Source organism: Rhodobacter maritimus (genome assembly GCF_058747975.1).
In genome coordinates this window covers 3,239,257-3,254,566 of sequence record NZ_CM179095.1, presented here as the reverse complement: position 1 = coordinate 3,254,566, position 15,310 = coordinate 3,239,257, and the positions used below count along the sequence as shown (strand labels likewise).

15 protein-coding genes and 1 tRNA gene are annotated in these 15,310 nt (G+C 65.1%); 9 read left to right on the top strand and 7 right to left on the bottom strand.

Annotation, left to right across the window (positions count from 1 at the left end):
• The first annotated feature begins 15 nt into the window (after positions 1-15).
• On the top strand, positions 16-651 hold the full coding sequence (locus AC4PTO_RS16310) for an SCO family protein (protein WP_492730275.1): 636 nt from the start codon (positions 16-18) through the stop codon (positions 649-651).
• A 79-nt stretch (positions 652-730) separates the two neighbouring features.
• Entirely contained in the window at positions 731-1,285 is a 555-nt protein-coding gene (locus tag AC4PTO_RS16305) for an ActR/PrrA/RegA family redox response regulator transcription factor (protein WP_492730273.1), read from the top strand.
• A gap of 71 nt (positions 1,286-1,356) precedes the next feature.
• On the opposite strand, the gene AC4PTO_RS16300 is transcribed toward AC4PTO_RS16305, so the two are convergent.
• The gene (locus tag AC4PTO_RS16300) at positions 1,357-1,530 is read right to left on the bottom strand and encodes a DUF1328 domain-containing protein (protein WP_250043918.1); all 174 of its coding nucleotides are present in this window, start codon (positions 1,528-1,530) and stop codon (positions 1,357-1,359) included.
• A 184-nt stretch (positions 1,531-1,714) separates the two neighbouring features.
• Between AC4PTO_RS16300 and AC4PTO_RS16295 the strand changes: the two genes are divergently transcribed.
• The 3 genes from AC4PTO_RS16295 to AC4PTO_RS16285 all read left to right on the top strand — a co-directional run bounded on the left by AC4PTO_RS16295 (position 1,715) and on the right by AC4PTO_RS16285 (position 3,284).
• On the top strand, positions 1,715-1,918 hold the full coding sequence (locus AC4PTO_RS16295; RefSeq protein WP_492730271.1) for a PLD nuclease N-terminal domain-containing protein: 204 nt from the start codon (positions 1,715-1,717) through the stop codon (positions 1,916-1,918).
• 164 nt (positions 1,919-2,082) lie between these two features.
• Positions 2,083-2,490 carry a phage holin family protein gene (locus AC4PTO_RS16290; RefSeq protein ID WP_492730269.1) on the top strand — a complete coding sequence of 136 codons (408 nt, stop codon included), beginning with the start codon at positions 2,083-2,085 and terminating at the stop codon, positions 2,488-2,490.
• Complete coding sequence (locus tag AC4PTO_RS16285) at positions 2,487-3,284, top strand: hypothetical protein (RefSeq protein ID WP_492730268.1); 798 nt, start codon at positions 2,487-2,489, stop codon at positions 3,282-3,284. Before AC4PTO_RS16290 ends, AC4PTO_RS16285 begins: the two co-directional genes overlap by 4 nt.
• Positions 3,285-3,365: 81 nt before the next feature.
• Here AC4PTO_RS16285 and gltB read toward each other — a convergent pair whose 3' ends face one another.
• The 6 genes from gltB to AC4PTO_RS16255 form a co-directional block, all read right to left on the bottom strand.
• Positions 3,366-7,904 (bottom strand): glutamate synthase large subunit, encoded by a 4,539-nt coding sequence (gltB, locus tag AC4PTO_RS16280; RefSeq protein ID WP_492730266.1) that lies wholly within the window; start codon positions 7,902-7,904, stop codon positions 3,366-3,368.
• A gap of 1 nt (position 7,905) precedes the next feature.
• Positions 7,906-8,652 (bottom strand): alpha/beta fold hydrolase, encoded by a 747-nt coding sequence (locus AC4PTO_RS16275; protein ID WP_492730264.1) that lies wholly within the window; start codon positions 8,650-8,652, stop codon positions 7,906-7,908.
• The gene (locus AC4PTO_RS16270; protein WP_492730261.1) at positions 8,649-9,359 is read right to left on the bottom strand and encodes a hypothetical protein; all 711 of its coding nucleotides are present in this window, start codon (positions 9,357-9,359) and stop codon (positions 8,649-8,651) included. The genes AC4PTO_RS16275 and AC4PTO_RS16270 overlap by 4 nt, the downstream gene beginning before the upstream one ends.
• A gap of 37 nt (positions 9,360-9,396) precedes the next feature.
• Positions 9,397-10,830, bottom strand: a complete 1,434-nt coding sequence (locus AC4PTO_RS16265) for an NAD(P)-dependent oxidoreductase (RefSeq protein ID WP_492730259.1) — start codon at positions 10,828-10,830, stop codon at positions 9,397-9,399.
• A gap of 161 nt (positions 10,831-10,991) precedes the next feature.
• Positions 10,992-11,792: an undecaprenyl-diphosphate phosphatase gene (locus tag AC4PTO_RS16260; protein WP_492730257.1), complete on the bottom strand. Its 801-nt coding sequence runs from the start codon at positions 11,790-11,792 to the stop codon at positions 10,992-10,994.
• Positions 11,792-12,781 (bottom strand): complex I NDUFA9 subunit family protein, encoded by a 990-nt coding sequence (locus AC4PTO_RS16255; protein ID WP_492730255.1) that lies wholly within the window; start codon positions 12,779-12,781, stop codon positions 11,792-11,794. The genes AC4PTO_RS16260 and AC4PTO_RS16255 overlap by 1 nt, the downstream gene beginning before the upstream one ends.
• Positions 12,782-12,940: 159 nt before the next feature.
• On the opposite strand from AC4PTO_RS16255, the gene AC4PTO_RS16250 reads away from it, so the two are divergent.
• The 4 genes from AC4PTO_RS16250 to AC4PTO_RS16235 all read left to right on the top strand — a co-directional run bounded on the left by AC4PTO_RS16250 (position 12,941) and on the right by AC4PTO_RS16235 (position 15,310).
• A tRNA-Leu gene (locus AC4PTO_RS16250) sits at positions 12,941-13,025 on the top strand.
• A 122-nt stretch (positions 13,026-13,147) separates the two neighbouring features.
• Positions 13,148-13,762 carry a ribonuclease D gene (locus AC4PTO_RS16245; protein ID WP_492730253.1) on the top strand — a complete coding sequence of 205 codons (615 nt, stop codon included), beginning with the start codon at positions 13,148-13,150 and terminating at the stop codon, positions 13,760-13,762.
• Positions 13,743-14,708, top strand: a complete 966-nt coding sequence (locus tag AC4PTO_RS16240) for a KpsF/GutQ family sugar-phosphate isomerase (protein WP_492730251.1) — start codon at positions 13,743-13,745, stop codon at positions 14,706-14,708. Before AC4PTO_RS16245 ends, AC4PTO_RS16240 begins: the two co-directional genes overlap by 20 nt.
• Positions 14,708-15,310 (top strand): hypothetical protein, encoded by a 603-nt coding sequence (locus AC4PTO_RS16235; RefSeq protein ID WP_492730249.1) that lies wholly within the window; start codon positions 14,708-14,710, stop codon positions 15,308-15,310. Before AC4PTO_RS16240 ends, AC4PTO_RS16235 begins: the two co-directional genes overlap by 1 nt.

Here is a 15,310-nt window from a genome sequence, read left to right as displayed (position 1 = left end):
ACTCAGGATATGCCCATGCCCATCACCGCCCGTACCGCCGCCATTGCCGCCACCGTCGTTGTTGCGGCAGGTCTGGCCGCAACCTGGTTTGCCACCCAAGGGGGCGACAAGGATATCTTCGCCCAATGCCGCAAGGGTGTCGTGGCCGGGGGCAGCGCCGCGATCGGCGGGCCCTTCACGCTTGTCTCGGAAACCGGGGAAACCGTGACGGAAAAGGATGTAATCAAGGGCCCTTCGCTGCTTTACTTCGGCTATACCTATTGCCCCGATGTCTGCCCGCTTGACAGCATGCGCAACGCAGAAGCCACGATCCTTTTGGAAGAGCGCGGCTACGAGGTCACGCCGATCTTCATCTCGATCGATTCCGAGCGTGACACGCCCGAACTTCTGACCGAGTTTACCGATGTGATGCATCCGCGCATGCTGGGCCTTTCCGGCACGGCCGAGCAGGTCAAGGCCGCAAGCCAAGCCTATCGCACCTATTACAAGGTGCAAAATCCGGGGGACCCCTACACGCTGATCGACCACTCGACCCAGACCTATCTGGTCTTTCCCGAGACCGGCTTTGCCGAGTTCTTCAACCGCGACACCACGCCCGAGGAAATGGCCGACCGGGTGGCCTGTTTCGTGGATGCCGCAAAGCCGCGTTAAGACCGGCCGGGACAGAGCGTTTGACCCGATAGGCATGTCACACTAGAACGAATGCAATCAGGAACAGGCGGGAACAGACATGTCGGATGATGAGAACATCGAACTTGGGCCAGATCCCTCCCTGTTGCTGGTGGATGACGATGCTCCGTTTCTGATGCGCCTTGCGCGGGCGATGGAAAAGCGCGGCTTCAAGCCTGAAACGGCGGAGACCGTCGCCGCGGGCAAGGCCATCGCGCATGCCCGTCCGCCCGCCTATGCCGTGGTTGACCTGCGCCTTGAGGATGGCAATGGCCTCGATGTCGTCGAGGCGCTGCGCGAACGCCGTCCCGATGCCCGTATCGTGGTCCTGACGGGCTATGGCGCGATTGCGACGGCGGTGGCCGCGGTGAAGATCGGCGCCACCGACTATCTGTCCAAGCCTGCCGACGCCAATGACATCACTAACGCGCTGCTGGCGCGGGGCGACAACCTTCCCCCGCCGCCCGAAAACCCGATGAGCGCGGATCGCGTCCGCTGGGAACATATCCAGCGCGTCTATGAGCTGTGCGACCGCAACGTCAGCGAAACCGCCCGCCGGTTGAACATGCATCGCCGCACGCTTCAGCGCATCCTGGCCAAGCGCAGCCCGAGGTAACGGCGTTCCGGAATCAAAAAAGGGCCCCGCGCATCCTGCGGGGCCCTTTTCATGTCGTCATGGCGCTGCGGTCAGACCGGCGGCTTGCCGCGAACGGCGCGGGCGATCATTGCGACGACGAACAGGATCAGGAAGATCACGAACAGGATCTGTGCAATCCCTGCGGAAGCGCCGGCGATCCCGCCGAAGCCAAGAGCAGCTGCGATCAGTGCGATCACAAGAAACGTAAGGGCCCATCCAAGCATGGTTTTCTCCTTCGGGTTCATTGGGTTCAGTGACGAACATGCGCATCGGCGCATCTGGTTGAAAACGCCGGCATACCGCAGCCGGTTCCGGTCGGGGGCGGAAATTTATTTGCCCGAAATCACGGAACCGGGCGGCAGGTCCGTGCGTTGACCGGCACTGGCCTGATCGGGAGATGGCACGAAAATGGAGATGAACATGTTCGAGCTTACGGGATTTGGCGGCCTTGTGCTGCTGGCACTCGATATCTGGGCGCTGGTGTCGATCATCGGCTCTTCGCGGCCCACGGGTTCCAAGGTTCTATGGGCGCTGCTTGTGATTCTGCTGCCGCTTGTCGGTTTCCTGATCTGGCTGATCGCAGGCCCGCGCTCTGCCGTGCGCGGGGCCTGATGAACCTGCCTCTAAGGTGAAAACTGCCTCACTTTGCCCGCCCGCGCATTTGCCGGGCGGGTATTTTCGTTCCTGCTGCGACAAGGAACCTAATGCCGTCACCGGCGTTGAAACGTGATACGCTGCCAGTCTTCGCAACTGGCGGCGGACGGACGGAGAGAGAGATGCAGGCATCGGAAGATACCGCAATCAAGGACGAGCCGATCGAGGCGCTGCTGATGCGGGCGCGGATGCAGGGCCGGGCCGTGCTGGAGGATCAACGCGCGCTGTTACGGGCCGAGGCGCAGATGCGCGCCGGGGCGCTGCAAAAGGGCCTGTTTCTGGGCGCCATCGCGCTTTGCCTTGGCATCGTCGCGCTGAACGCGCTTGGTGCGGCGCTTGTGGTGCTTGTGATGCGGGCGGGCCTGCCGCTTGGACCCGCGGTGCTGCTGGTCGGGCTGGCGGGGTTCGTTGCTGCCGTCCTTGCAGCGCAATTCGCCGCGAAATCGGCGATGCAGGCACTGAACACGCCCAGCCCCAGTCTCTCGGCGCTGTCCACTCATGCGAAGACCATCAAGGAGACCTTGAGATGAGCAAGAAATCCGACGTGAACGATATCGAGGACCGCCTGTCCGACGATCGCGCGGCCCTGGGCGAGACCTTGGCCGAGATCCTTGCGCGGGTCGGGCCGGCATTCGCGCTGGAATACGGCGTGGCGCATCTGCGCGACAATGCCGATGTCTATGCGCGGCGCGCGGGGCAAACGGTGATGAAGAACCCATTGGCATTCGCGCTGATGGGGGCGGGCCTGGCCTGGATGCTTCTGGGCAATCGCGACCCGGCTGCCTCTGACACCGCGCGCCGGAAACTGCACGAGGCGGCCGAGGATCTTTCGGACGAGGTGGATGCGGTGGCCGACCGCTGGGCGAAACGCCTCGACAAGCTGCGCCGCAGCGCTTCCGAGCAGATTTCGCGGATCGAGGCCGAAGCCGCCAAGGGGCTGGAGGATGCGCGCGATTTCACGACTGAGAAAGCCTCTGTTCTTGCGGAATTCGCCGAAGGCGTGAAATCCGAACTGGCCGGGGGGCTGGCCGATCTTTCCGCCGAGGCGCGCCGCAAGACCATCGCCGCGCGCGAAGCGGCCTATGCCGCGCGCCTCAATGCCGAGGCCGCCGCGAAAGCCGCGGGCCAGCAGACCGCGCGCTTCGTGCAGGACCATCCGCTTGTCACCGCGGCGCTTGGCATCGGGCTTGGCGTGGCGATCGCCGCCGCCGTGCGGAGCCGCCCGGAAAAGCCGGTGCCGGGGGGCGATCTTGGCCAGAAGCTTGCCGATATCCTGTCGGGCGAGGCAGAGGCCGCGCTGCGCAAGCTGGGCACGCGGCATTAGGGAAAGGCCGCGCATCCGCAATGAGGAAAGGGCGTGGCTTTCGGCCACGCCCTTCGTGTTTTCCGCCCTCCCTGCCCGCGCCTATTCGGCGGGAAGGGCCTGGGCCTCTTCGCTCAGCGGGTGGGGCAGGTGGACCAGCATTTCCCTGGGGCAGACCTGCAGGAAGTTGGCGCGCTCTGCCTCCCAGTTTTGCAGGATCTCATGGCCCTTCTTGCTGCCGGTCTCCTGCACATGGCGCTCGACCAGCCCCCTGAGCTGGGCTTCCCAGTGCGGATGCGTCACCGCGCAGGTCACAAGGCTTTCGAGGTTCATGTAATCCTCGGCCACCCCGTCGGGGTCGTAAAGATAGGCCATCCCGCCGGTCATGCCCGCGCCGAAATTCGCGCCGATCCGGCCAAGGATCACCGCAACGCCGCCGGTCATGTATTCGCAGCCGTTGGTGCCGCAGCCTTCGACTACCACCGACGCGCCCGAGTTGCGCACCGCAAAGCGTTCGCCCGCGCGCCCGGCCGCGAACAGATGGCCATCCGTCGCCCCGTAAAGCACCGTGTTGCCGATGATGGTGTTCTCCGACGCCATCAGGGGCGAGATCATCGGCGGGCGCACGACGATGGTGCCCCCCGAAAGCCCCTTGCCCACATAGTCGTTGGCATCGCCCGACACCTCGATCTTCAGCCCCGGCGCGGCGAAGGCGCCAAGCGATTGCCCGCAGGACCCCGTCAGCTTGACCGTCAGGTGATCGGGTTGCAGCGCGTTGCGCATCCCGAAATTCTTGACGATATGGCTGGATGCGCGCGTGCCGATCGTGCGGTGGGTGTTGCGCACGGCATAGGAGAGCTGCATCTTCTCGCCATCCTCGAAGAAGCGGTGGCCGTCCTTGATGATCTCGGCATCCAGCGTGTCGGGCACGAAGTTGCGCGGCTTGGAGCGGTCATAGACGATCTTGTCCCAGCCATCGACGGTGATCAGCAGCGGGTTGAGGTCCAGATCGTCCAGATGCGCCGAACCGCGGCTGACCTGGGTCAGCAGGTCGGCCCGCCCGATCACCTCGTCAAGCGAGCGTGCCCCGATCGAGGCGAGGATCTCGCGCACTTCCTGGGCATAGAAGGTGATGAGGTTCACCACCTTGTCGGCCGTTCCGGTGAACTTGGCGCGCAGCGCGGGGTCTTGGGTGCACACGCCCACCGGGCAGGTGTTCGACTGGCACTGACGCACCATGATGCAGCCCATCGCAATCAGCGCGGCGGTGCCGATCCCGTATTCCTCGGCCCCCATCATGGCGGCCATCACGATGTCGCGCCCGGTCCGCAGGCCGCCATCGGTGCGCAGCGTCACCCGCTCGCGCAGGTTGTTCATCGCCAGAACCTGATGCGCCTCGGTCAGGCCCATTTCCCACGGAAGACCGGCATATTTGATCGAGGTCGCGGGGCTGGCCCCGGTGCCGCCGTTGTGCCCCGAGATCAGGATCACGTCGGCCTTGGCCTTGGCCACACCGGCCGCGATCGTGCCCACGCCCGAGGACGCGACCAGCTTCACCGTCACCTTGGCGCGCGGGTTGATCTGCTTGAGGTCGTAGATCAGCTGCGCGAGGTCTTCGATACTGTAGATGTCGTGGTGCGGCGGGGGCGAGATCAGCGTCACCCCCTTGGTCGAGTGCCGCAGGCGCGCGATCAGGTCGGTGACCTTCATCCCCGGAAGCTGGCCGCCCTCACCGGGTTTGGCACCCTGGGCGACCTTGATTTCCAGCTCTTCGCAGTGGTTGAGGTATTCGGCGGTCACGCCGAAACGCCCCGAAGCCACCTGCTTGATCTTGGCCGAGGGGTTGTCGCCATTCGGCTCGGGCACGAAATGCGCCGGGTCCTCGCCGCCCTCGCCCGAGTCGGATTTCGCACCGATGCGGTTCATCGCCACGTTCAGCAGCTTGTGCGCCTCGGGCGACAGCGCCCCCAGCGACATGCCCGGCGTGACAAAGCGTTTGCGGATCGAGGTGATCGACTCGACCTCTTCGATCGGCACCGGCTTGCCCAGCGTCTTGATGTCCAGAAGGTCACGGATATGGATCGGCGGATTGGCCCGCATCGCGGCCGAATACTGCTTCCACAGATCGTAGGAGGCGCGGTCGCAGGCCGATTGCAGCATGTGCATCGTCTGCGCTTCCCAGGCGTGCTTTTCGCCCGTGCGGCGTGCCTTGTAGAAGCCGCCGATCGGCAGCACGTCCTGCCCGCCCTTCCAGCCCCGGGCATGCGTATCGACCAGCTTGTGCTGGATGCCGTGCAGGCCGATCCCCGAAATGCGGCTGTGCATGCCGGGGAAATACTCGGCCACCATGGCACGCGAGAGGCCGACGGCCTCGAAGTTCAGCCCGCCGCGATAGGACGAGATCACCGAGATCCCCATCTTGGCCATGATCTTCAGCAGCCCCGCGTCGATGGCGTCGCGGTAGCGGCGCATCGCGTCGATCAGCTGGCCCTCCAGAAGGCCGCGCTCGATCCGGTCCGCGATGCTGTCCTGTGCGAGATAGGCGTTCACCGTCGTCGCGCCGCAGCCGATCAGCACCGCGAAGTAATGCGCGTCGATACATTCGGCCGAACGGACATTGACCGAGGTGAAGGTGCGCAGCCCCTTCTTCGTCAGCCAGCTATGCACCGCCGAGGTCGCAAGGATCATCGGCATCGCCACCCGCTCGGGGCTTTGGTGTTCATCCGTCAGCACGATATGCGCCGCACCCGAACGCACGGCATCCTCGGCCTCGGCGCGGATGCGCGCGAGCCCGTCGCGCAAGGCGTCCTGGTCGGCCTCGGCGGCGAAGGTGCAGTCGATGATCGTGACCGCATCGCCGAACTGGCGCAGCATCCGGGCATATTCCTCATTCGCGATGAACGGGCTTTCAAGGATCAGGATCTCGGCCTGAGAGCTGTCTTCGTCCAGCACGTTCTTGAGGTTGCCGAAGCGCGTCTTAAGGCTCATCACGCGGCTTTCGCGCAGGCTGTCGATCGGCGGGTTGGTGACCTGGCTGAAGTTCTGGCGGAAGAAATGGCTCAGTGGGCGATACTGCTTGGACAGCACCGCGGGCGGCGTATCGTCGCCCATCGAGGCGATCGCCTCCTTGCCGTCCTCGGCCATCGGCGCAAGGATCTGTTCCAGCTCTTCGACGCTGTAACCGGCGGCAATCTGGCGCTTGCGCAGTTCGGCGCCCGAGAATTGCGCCTTTTCGGGAACGTCGCGCATGATCGCGTTCAGATCCACCACCTTCTCGACCCATTCGCCGAAGGGCTGGCTATGGGCCAGACGGTCCTTGATCTCGGTATCGTGGTAAAGTTTGTGCTCGCGCATATCCACGGCGATCATCTGCCCCGGTCCAAGCGCGCCCTTTTCGCGCACGTTGGATTCGTCCACCGGAACCATGCCCACCTCGGACCCCGCGATCAGCAGCCCGTCGCCGGTGACGACATAGCGCATCGGGCGCAGGCCGTTGCGGTCAAGCCCGCCGCAGACCCAGCGGCCATCGGTCATGGCAAGGGCGGCCGGGCCGTCCCAGGGTTCGATCACCGCGTTGCAATAGGCATACATGTCCTGCCAGGCCTGCGGCATGTCGGTCGTGGCCTTGGACCAGGCCTCGGGCACCAGCATCGTCTTGGTCATCGGCGCCGAACGGCCCGAGCGCACCATCACCTCGAACACCGCGTCCAGCGCGCCCGAATCCGATGCGCCCACCGGGATGATCGGCTTGATATCCTCGGCCATCTCGCCGAAGGCCGACGAGGCCATGCGGATCTCGTGGCTTTTCATCCAGTTGGTGTTGCCCTTCAGGGTGTTGATCTCGCCGTTATGGGCAAGCATGCGGAAGGGCTGGGCCAGCCACCATTGCGGGAAGGTGTTGGTGGAATAGCGCTGGTGATAGATGGCGAAGGCCGATTCGAAACGCTCGTCCATCAGGTCTGGGTAGAAGACGGCAACCTGTTCGGCCAGCATCATGCCCTTGTAGATGATCGACCGGCAGGAGAGAGAGCACAGGTAGAGCCCTGCGATCTGCGCGGCGATGGCGGCCTTCTCGATCCGGCGGCGGATGATGTAAAGCTCGCGCTCGAACTGTTCCTCGTCGATGTCCTTTTCGCAGCGGATCAGGATCTGCTCGATCTCGGGGCGGGTGGCATTGGCCTTTTCGCCCAGCACTTCGGTATTCACCGGAACGTGGCGCCAGCCATAGATGTAATGGCCCATGCGCAGCACTTCGGTTTCCACGATCGTGCGGCACCGCTCTTGCGCGCCGAAATCGGTGCGCGGCAGAAAGACCTGACCCACGGCGATGCGCTTTTGCATGTCGGGCTCGTGCCCGGTGCGGCGCACCTGGTCGTAGAAGAAGGGCACCGGGATCTGAAGGTGGATGCCCGCGCCGTCGCCGGTCTTGCCATCGGCATCCACCGCGCCACGGTGCCAGACGGCGCGCAGTGCGCCGATGCCGTTGTCCACGACCTTGCGGCTGGCCTTGCCGTCGATCGACACCACAAGCCCAACCCCGCAAGAGGCATGTTCGTCATCGGCCCGGTAAAGGCTGTTCTCCGCCATCCACTTGCGCTTGGCTTCCTCGGCGGCAACCCAGGTTTCATCATATTTGGTCATGTCAGTGCCTCCTCGAAGAGTGGGTGTTCCGCGTGCGGTCGAACCGATGCCGGTTCATGCCGCCCGCGGTGCGGACAGAAAGGCGGACGCGGCGGGGGCGCCCGAGAATTGCATTGGTGACGATGGGTTCAAGATATCCCGCGCCACGGGGTTTCCGTGCCAGCCCATGCCCCAGACCGGGAAAGATGAAATGCATCATGTTGGGCGCCTGGCCGAACCGGTCGGCATGGATCAACTCGCCCGCGGTTGCGCCGTGCAGGACGGTCAGCGGACAGTTCAGCCCCGCAGGTTCGGGAACCGTCGCAAAGGGCCAGTCGGTGATCTGTTCGCGGAACCTTTCCCAGCGTGGCTCGTCGGGCATGATCCGGGGATGGACCGAGTATTGCGGAACGATGGCCAGAACGCCGTCCAGCGGCATGAGCGCGGCCAGGATCAGCGCGGCACTGCCTCCCATGGAGTTGCCGATGGCCACGACCCGTGCTGCGCCGATCGCGGCGGCGGTTTGCCGCACCGTCTGGGCAGTCAGGTCGGCAATGCCCGGCGCGTTCATCCAGCTACGGCTTTGATCCGAGATGAAGAGCACGTGATTTTCGCCGTTTGTGCTGGCCAGACGGAAGAACTCGGCAGGCGGTTCCTCATGCGGGATGCTGCCCACTCCGGCGAAGGAGACTACAAGCCGTTCCGAACGGCCGGGCATGTAGCGGATGCGCAGCGGCGGCTCGTGCAGGGTTTCGACAAGCGTCGTCATGACCGTCCCCCGATCCGGGGAAGCGCGGTCATCAGCATGTCGCAATCGAAGATCGGTTCGGCGGCGGCGAACCCGTCTTCGCCCGGAAAGGCGAAGGAGGCGGGGGGCTGCGCTGTCGTCACGCTGTCGCCCTGGGCATTGTCGAAGGTTTCGGTATCGCCGAAGAACACCCGCATCTCGCGGTTGACATATTGCATGCCGCGCCGGCGCGAGACGAAATTCCCCGCGCCGTCGAAGGCGCTCAGGTCGAACTCGCAGCGTTCAAGCGGCACGCCGTCGATCGTCACCCTCTCGCCCGTCAGCCGGTCAAAGCCGCGATAGCGCCGCACCTCGCCGAAATTGTTCGCCGTGACGAAATCGTAATCGTCGCGGCCCGTGGTCAGCAGCGCCGAGAACGAGGCGTGATCGGTCGATCCGGCCTCGTCCAGCAGGTCGACCTCTCCGGTTTCATGCGCGTAGGATTCCATCCAGCGGGTTTCCGCGTCGATCAGGCTGGTGAAGTAGATGCCCGACCCGTCGGCATAGGAAATCCAGCGTGCGCCGGGCGCATCGTCCGCGCAGCGGTAGTGGTTGGCCACGGTGCACTGGCGCAACTGTACCGTCACCAGAACCTCGCACCCTGCCGGGGGGGTGAAGGTTTCGGCACGCCCCGGCGCGGCGCCCGCAAGCACCGCTGAAACCGCCAGGATTGCCGAACCCGTCTTCACATGCGCCTCTTTTGTCGTGTGTTGCGGCCGGGGCGGATTATTCCGCCGCCACCTGTGCCGCCTGGCCAAGATAGTCGATCACCGCAGCCCCTGCCTCGCGCCCGTCGCGGATGGCCCAGACCACAAGGCTTGCGCCGCGCACGATGTCGCCCACGGCGAAGACGCCCGGGATGCTGGTGGCATGGCTGCCGAACGCGGCCTTCACGGTGCCCCAGCGAGTGACCTCGAGCCCCTCGACGCCCCAAAGCTTCGGCAGGTCTTCGGGTTCGAACCCGAGCGCCTTGATCACCAGATCGGCATCTTCGAGATAGTCCGACCCCTCGATCACCTCGGGCGACTGGCGGCCCGTCGCGTCCGGTGCGCCAAGGCGCATGCGCTGCACCGTCACGCCCGCGACGGGATTGCCCGTGAAGCCGACCGGCGCGGTCATCCAGACGAATTCGACACCCTCTTCCTCGGCGTTCTGCACCTCGCGCTGCGAGCCGGGCATGTTGGCCCGGTCGCGCCGGTAAAGGCATTTCACGCTGGTGGCGCCCTGGCGGATCGCCGTGCGCACGCAGTCCATCGCGGTATCGCCGCCGCCGATGACCACGACGCGCTTGCCCTCGGCGTTCAGCGTGCCGTCGTCGAATTCGGCAACCTCGTCGCCAAAGCTCTTGCGGTTCGAAACGGTCAGATAGTCGATCGCGCGCACGATCCCGGCGGCATCGGCGCCCGGCCCGGCCAGGTCGCGCGTCTTGTAGACGCCGGTGGCGATGACCACCGCGTCATGCTTGCCGCGGATCGCGTCAAAAGAGATGTCGGTGCCGACATTGCAGTTCAGCACGAATTGCACGCCGGCCTGTTCCAGCTGGCCGATGCGCTGCATCACCACGTCCTTTTCCAGCTTGAAGCCGGGGATGCCGTAGGTCAGCAGCCCGCCCGCACGGTCATATCGGTCATAGACGGTGACCTGCACGCCCGCGCGGCGCAGCACATCGGCCGCCGCAAGCCCGCCGGGGCCTGCCCCGATGATGGCCACGGATTCGGCGCGCTCGGCGGCCGGCTTGATCGGCTTGACCCAGCCCATGTCCCAGGCGGTGTCGGTGATGTATTTCTCGACCGCGCCGATCGTGACCGTGCCGTGGCCCGACTGCTCGATCACGCAGTTGCCTTCGCACAGGCGGTCCTGCGGGCAGATGCGGCCGCAGATCTCGGGGAAGGTGTTGGTGGCCTGGCTAAGCTCATAGGCTTCCTGCAACCGGCCCTCGGCGGTCAGCCGCAGCCAGTCGGGGATGTTGTTGTGCAGCGGGCAATGCGACTGGCAATAGGGCACGCCGCACTGGCTGCACCGGCTGGCCTGCTCGGCCGCCTTGGCATCGGCGAATTCGCGGTAGATCTCGTGGAAGTCATGCGCGCGCACCGTGGCGTCCCGCTTTTCGGGCATCTCTTTCGCCGTCGTGACGAATTTGAGCATGCGTTGCTGAGCCATGGCTGCGCCTCCCATTGGGGTGAATTGGGTAGCGAAGTGCTACACCGGCTCCAGGGGGAATAAAAGTCAGCAAGACTTACCTAAATGTCAGAAAAATTCATTGATCGACGTTCCGGCGCCAGAATTTTTCAAAAAATAGGTAAGCAGACATTACTCAATGTTCAGGCGCCGGATGCCAAGGCGATCAGGGCGACCGTGCCGACAATGATTCGCCACCAGCCAAAAAGCGCATAGCCGTGGCGCGAGACAAAGTTCAGAAGGCCCTTCACCACCAGCAACGCAGAGACGAAGGCCACGACAAACCCGACCGCGATCAGGTTGAGATCGGCCGCGCTCAGCACGTCGCGGTTCTTGTAAAGATCATAGGCGAATGCGCCGGCCATCGTGGGCATCGCAAGGAAGAACGAAAACTCTGCCGCCGCGCGCTTGGAGGCGCCCAGAAGCATGGCCCCCACGATCGTCGCGCCCGAGCGTGACACCCCCGGAATCATCGCAAGACACTGGATCACCCCGATCCTGAGCGCCATGGACAGTGGCAGACGCATCGCATCGTCCTGTGTGACCTTCAGCTCGGCCCGGTCGACCAGCAGCAGGATCACCCCGCCAAGGATCAGCATCACCGCGATCAGCACCGGGGTCTCGAACAGCACGGTCTTGATGAAATCATGCGCGATGACCCCGATCACCACCGCCGGAAGAAAGGCGATCAGCACCGAGGCGATGAAGCGCCGCGCGGCCGGATCGTGCGGCGCGGCGGCAAAGACCCCGATCAGCCGCGCGGCATAAACGCCAAGAACGGCCAGCACCGCGCCAAGCTGGATCACCACCTCGAAGGCCTTGCCGGTGCTTTCGAATCCCAAGAAATGGCCGGCAAGCAGCACATGCCCCGTCGATGAGACCGGGATGAACTCGGTCAGCCCCTCAAGAAACCCGAGGAGCGCGGCGACGATCGTGTCCTGCATCAGCCGGGTTTACGCAGGTTCTTGGCCGATGCCTTGATCGCGTCATACTGGCCGCCCGGACGGTAGCGCCACAGATAGCCCGGCAGGACCGAGGCGAAGGGCGTGGGCCGGATGCCAAGCGCATCGAAGCCACGCGCGCCCTCGGCCACCACATTGTCATGGGCCAGGTTCCTGACCTGATCGCGGGTCAGCACCCGGTTCGTGACCAGCCCACCGGTGATCCACTGCAACAGATCGAACGTGCCGCCCAGGATACGGGCAACGAAGGTCGGCATGTTCAGGATCAGCCGGCGGCGGTTGATCATGCGCAGCATCTCGGCCATCAACTCGCGCAGGGTATGGATGTCGGGGCCACCCAGTTCATAGATGCCGGGCGCGGCCTCGCCCAGGATGCCTTTCACGGCGGCATGGGCCACATCGTCCACATAGACCGGCTGGAAGCGGGTCTCGGCGCCCACCACCGGCAGGATCGGGCCAAGCCGCGCCATGCCGGCGAAGCGGTTGAAGAACCCGTCCTCGTTGCCGAAGATGACGGAAGGCCGCAGGATCACCGCATCGGGGCGTTCGGCCAGCACGGCGGCCTCACCCCCGGCCTTGGTGCGGGCGTAATCGCTTTGCGCACCCGCATCGGCACCGATCGCCGAAAGATGCACCAGCCGGGCCACGCCCGATTCCCTGGAGATCCGCGCAATGCGGCCTGCGCCTTCGGCCTGAACCGCGTCGAACCTGTTGCGGCCTTCGTTCACGAGGATGCCGACGCAGTTCACCACCGCATCCGCCCCGGCCATCGCGGCGCGCACGCTTGCGTCGTCACGGATGTTGCACAGGACCGGCTCGACCTGACCGACCGCACCGTAGGGCTTGACGAAAAGCGCCTCGTTCGGGCGACGCACGGCGACGCGCACGCGCCAGCCCTCTTTCGCCATCCGGCGCGCGATATAGCGCCCCACAAAGCCCGAACCGCCATAGATCGTCACCAGTTTCGACATGGACGCCGCCTTCCGTTTCCGAAAAATCGACCTCTGATTACCGCCAACCCCCTTTGCAAACAAGGGCAAAGGGTCAGGCTTCGACCCGTGGCGCGAAATTCTTCACGCGGCCCGTTGACAGTATCAGCGCCCCCCTATACATCGCGCCTCACGACACCTGCCCAGGTGGCGGAATTGGTAGACGCGCACGGTTCAGGTCCGTGTGCCGCAAGGCGTGGAGGTTCGAGTCCTCTCCTGGGCACCATATCTCAAAACCCCGCGACCCCGGTCGCGGGGTTTTGCGTTCCGGCCCCGCCGTCGCGGCAGATTGGCAATCCGCGCCCATCGCGCTTATATGGCCCGGACAACAGCGAAAGACGATTTCCCGTGACGATCCACCTGCATCACAACGACCTGCCCGAAGGGCTCGAGCTTGGCCCGGTCGTGGCCGTCGATACCGAAACCATGGGGCTTGATCCGCGCCGCGACAGGCTGTGCCTGGTGCAGCTGTCCTCGGGCGATGGCGACGCGCATCTGGTCAAGATCGCGCTTGGCCAGACCGAGGCCCCGCGGCTTTGCGCGCTGATGGCCGATCCGGGCACCGAGAAGCTGTTTCACTTCGCGCGCTTCGACATCGCGGCGCTTTACGCGGCCTTCGGCGTGCTTACGCAGCCGGTGTTCTGCACCAAGATCGCCTCGAAGATGGTGCGCACCTTCACCGACCGGCACGGGCTGAAATACCTTCTGCAAGAGCTGGTGGGCGTTGATATTTCCAAGCAGCAGCAGACCTCGGACTGGGGCGCGCCGGAGCTGAGCCAGGCGCAGATGGAATATGCCGCCGCGGACGTGCTTTATCTGCACCGCCTCAAGGAGGAATTGCAGCGCCGCCTGCTCCGCGAGGGTCGCGGCGCGCTGGCGCAGGCCTGTTTCGATTTCCTGCCCGCGCGGGCCCGGCTTGACCTTCTGGGCTGGGAGGAGCCGAATGACATCTTCCACCACTGATTTTCTGGAAACCGCGCGCCGCGTGATCGCGGTCGAACGCGCGGGCCTTGCGCAACTGTCCGACAGCCTTGACGCAAGCTTCGGCGCGGCGGTGGACCTGATCCTGCGCGCGCGGGGCCGGGTCATCGTGTCGGGCATGGGCAAATCGGGCCATGTCGGGCGCAAGATCGCGGCGACGCTGGCCTCGACCGGGACGCCCGCGCAATTCGTCCACCCCGCCGAGGCAAGCCATGGCGATCTTGGCATGGTCACCGAAAATGACGTGGCGCTGGTGCTGTCGAACTCGGGCGAGACGCCCGAGCTTTCGGATATCATCGCCCATACGCGGCGCTTCACCATCCCGCTGATCGGGGTGGCAAGCCGGGCCGATTCGACCCTGTTGCGCCAATCCGACGTGGCCATCGTGCTGCCCCGCGCCGACGAGGCCTGCGGCACCGGCGTGGTGCCCACCACCTCGACCACGATGACGCTGGCCCTGGGCGATGCGCTGGCCGTGGCGCTGATGGAGCATCGCCAGTTCACGCCCGAACATTTCCGCACCTTCCATCCCGGCGGCAAGCTGGGCGCGCGGCTGGCGCGGGTGGCGGACCTGATGCATGCCGACATGCCGCTCGTGGGCGAAGACACGCCCATGGGCGAAGTGCTTCTGACGATCTCGCAGAAGGGATTCGGGGTGGCCGGGGTTACCGATGCGGCGGGCCGCCTGACCGGCATCATCACCGATGGCGACCTGCGCCGCCACATGGAGGGGCTGTTGTCGCTGCGCGCGGCCGAGGTGATGACCGCGGGCCCCCGCACCATCGACCCCGGCGCGCTTGCCGAAAAGGCCGTGGCCGCGATGAACGCACGCAAGATCACCTGCCTGTTCGTCGTCACCCCCGAGGGCGACGGCGCCCCGCAGGGCATCCTGCACATCCATGACTGCCTGCGGGCCGGGGTCGCGTGATGACCTATGACAACGCACATTCGCGGCTGGTTGCCTGGGCGAAGATCGTCCTGCCGCTGGCGGCGCTCGTGCTGTTGTCGACCCTGTTCATGCTGTCGCGGAAGGTCGATCCCACCAACGCGATTCCCTATGCGCAGGTCGATGTGGAAGAACTCGCGCGCGAGCCGCGCGTGACCGCGCCCGAATTCGCCGGCATGACCGAGGATGGCGCCGCGCTGACCGTGACGGCAAAGACCGCGCGGCCCGATCCCGATGGCGGGGCGGGGGCCAGTGCCAGCAGCCTTTCCGCGCGGCTTGAAACCACCGGCGGGCTGAGTGCGGATCTGACCGCAGCCGAAGGGCGGATCGACCCGGCAAGCGGGCAGGTCAGCTTTTTCGGCGGCGTGCAGGTGTCGACCTCCACGGGCTACCGGATGCAAAGCGCGCGGATCGAGGCGCGGACCGATCGCTCCGAACTGACGGCGCCCGGCGCGGTGCATGCCACCGCCCCGATGGGAGAGCTTGAGGCAGGGCAAATGACCCTGCGTTCAACCGATGCGGGTGCGACGCACGAGCTTGTTTTCAACGGCGGTGTGAAGCTGGTATATCACCCGCAGAATTGA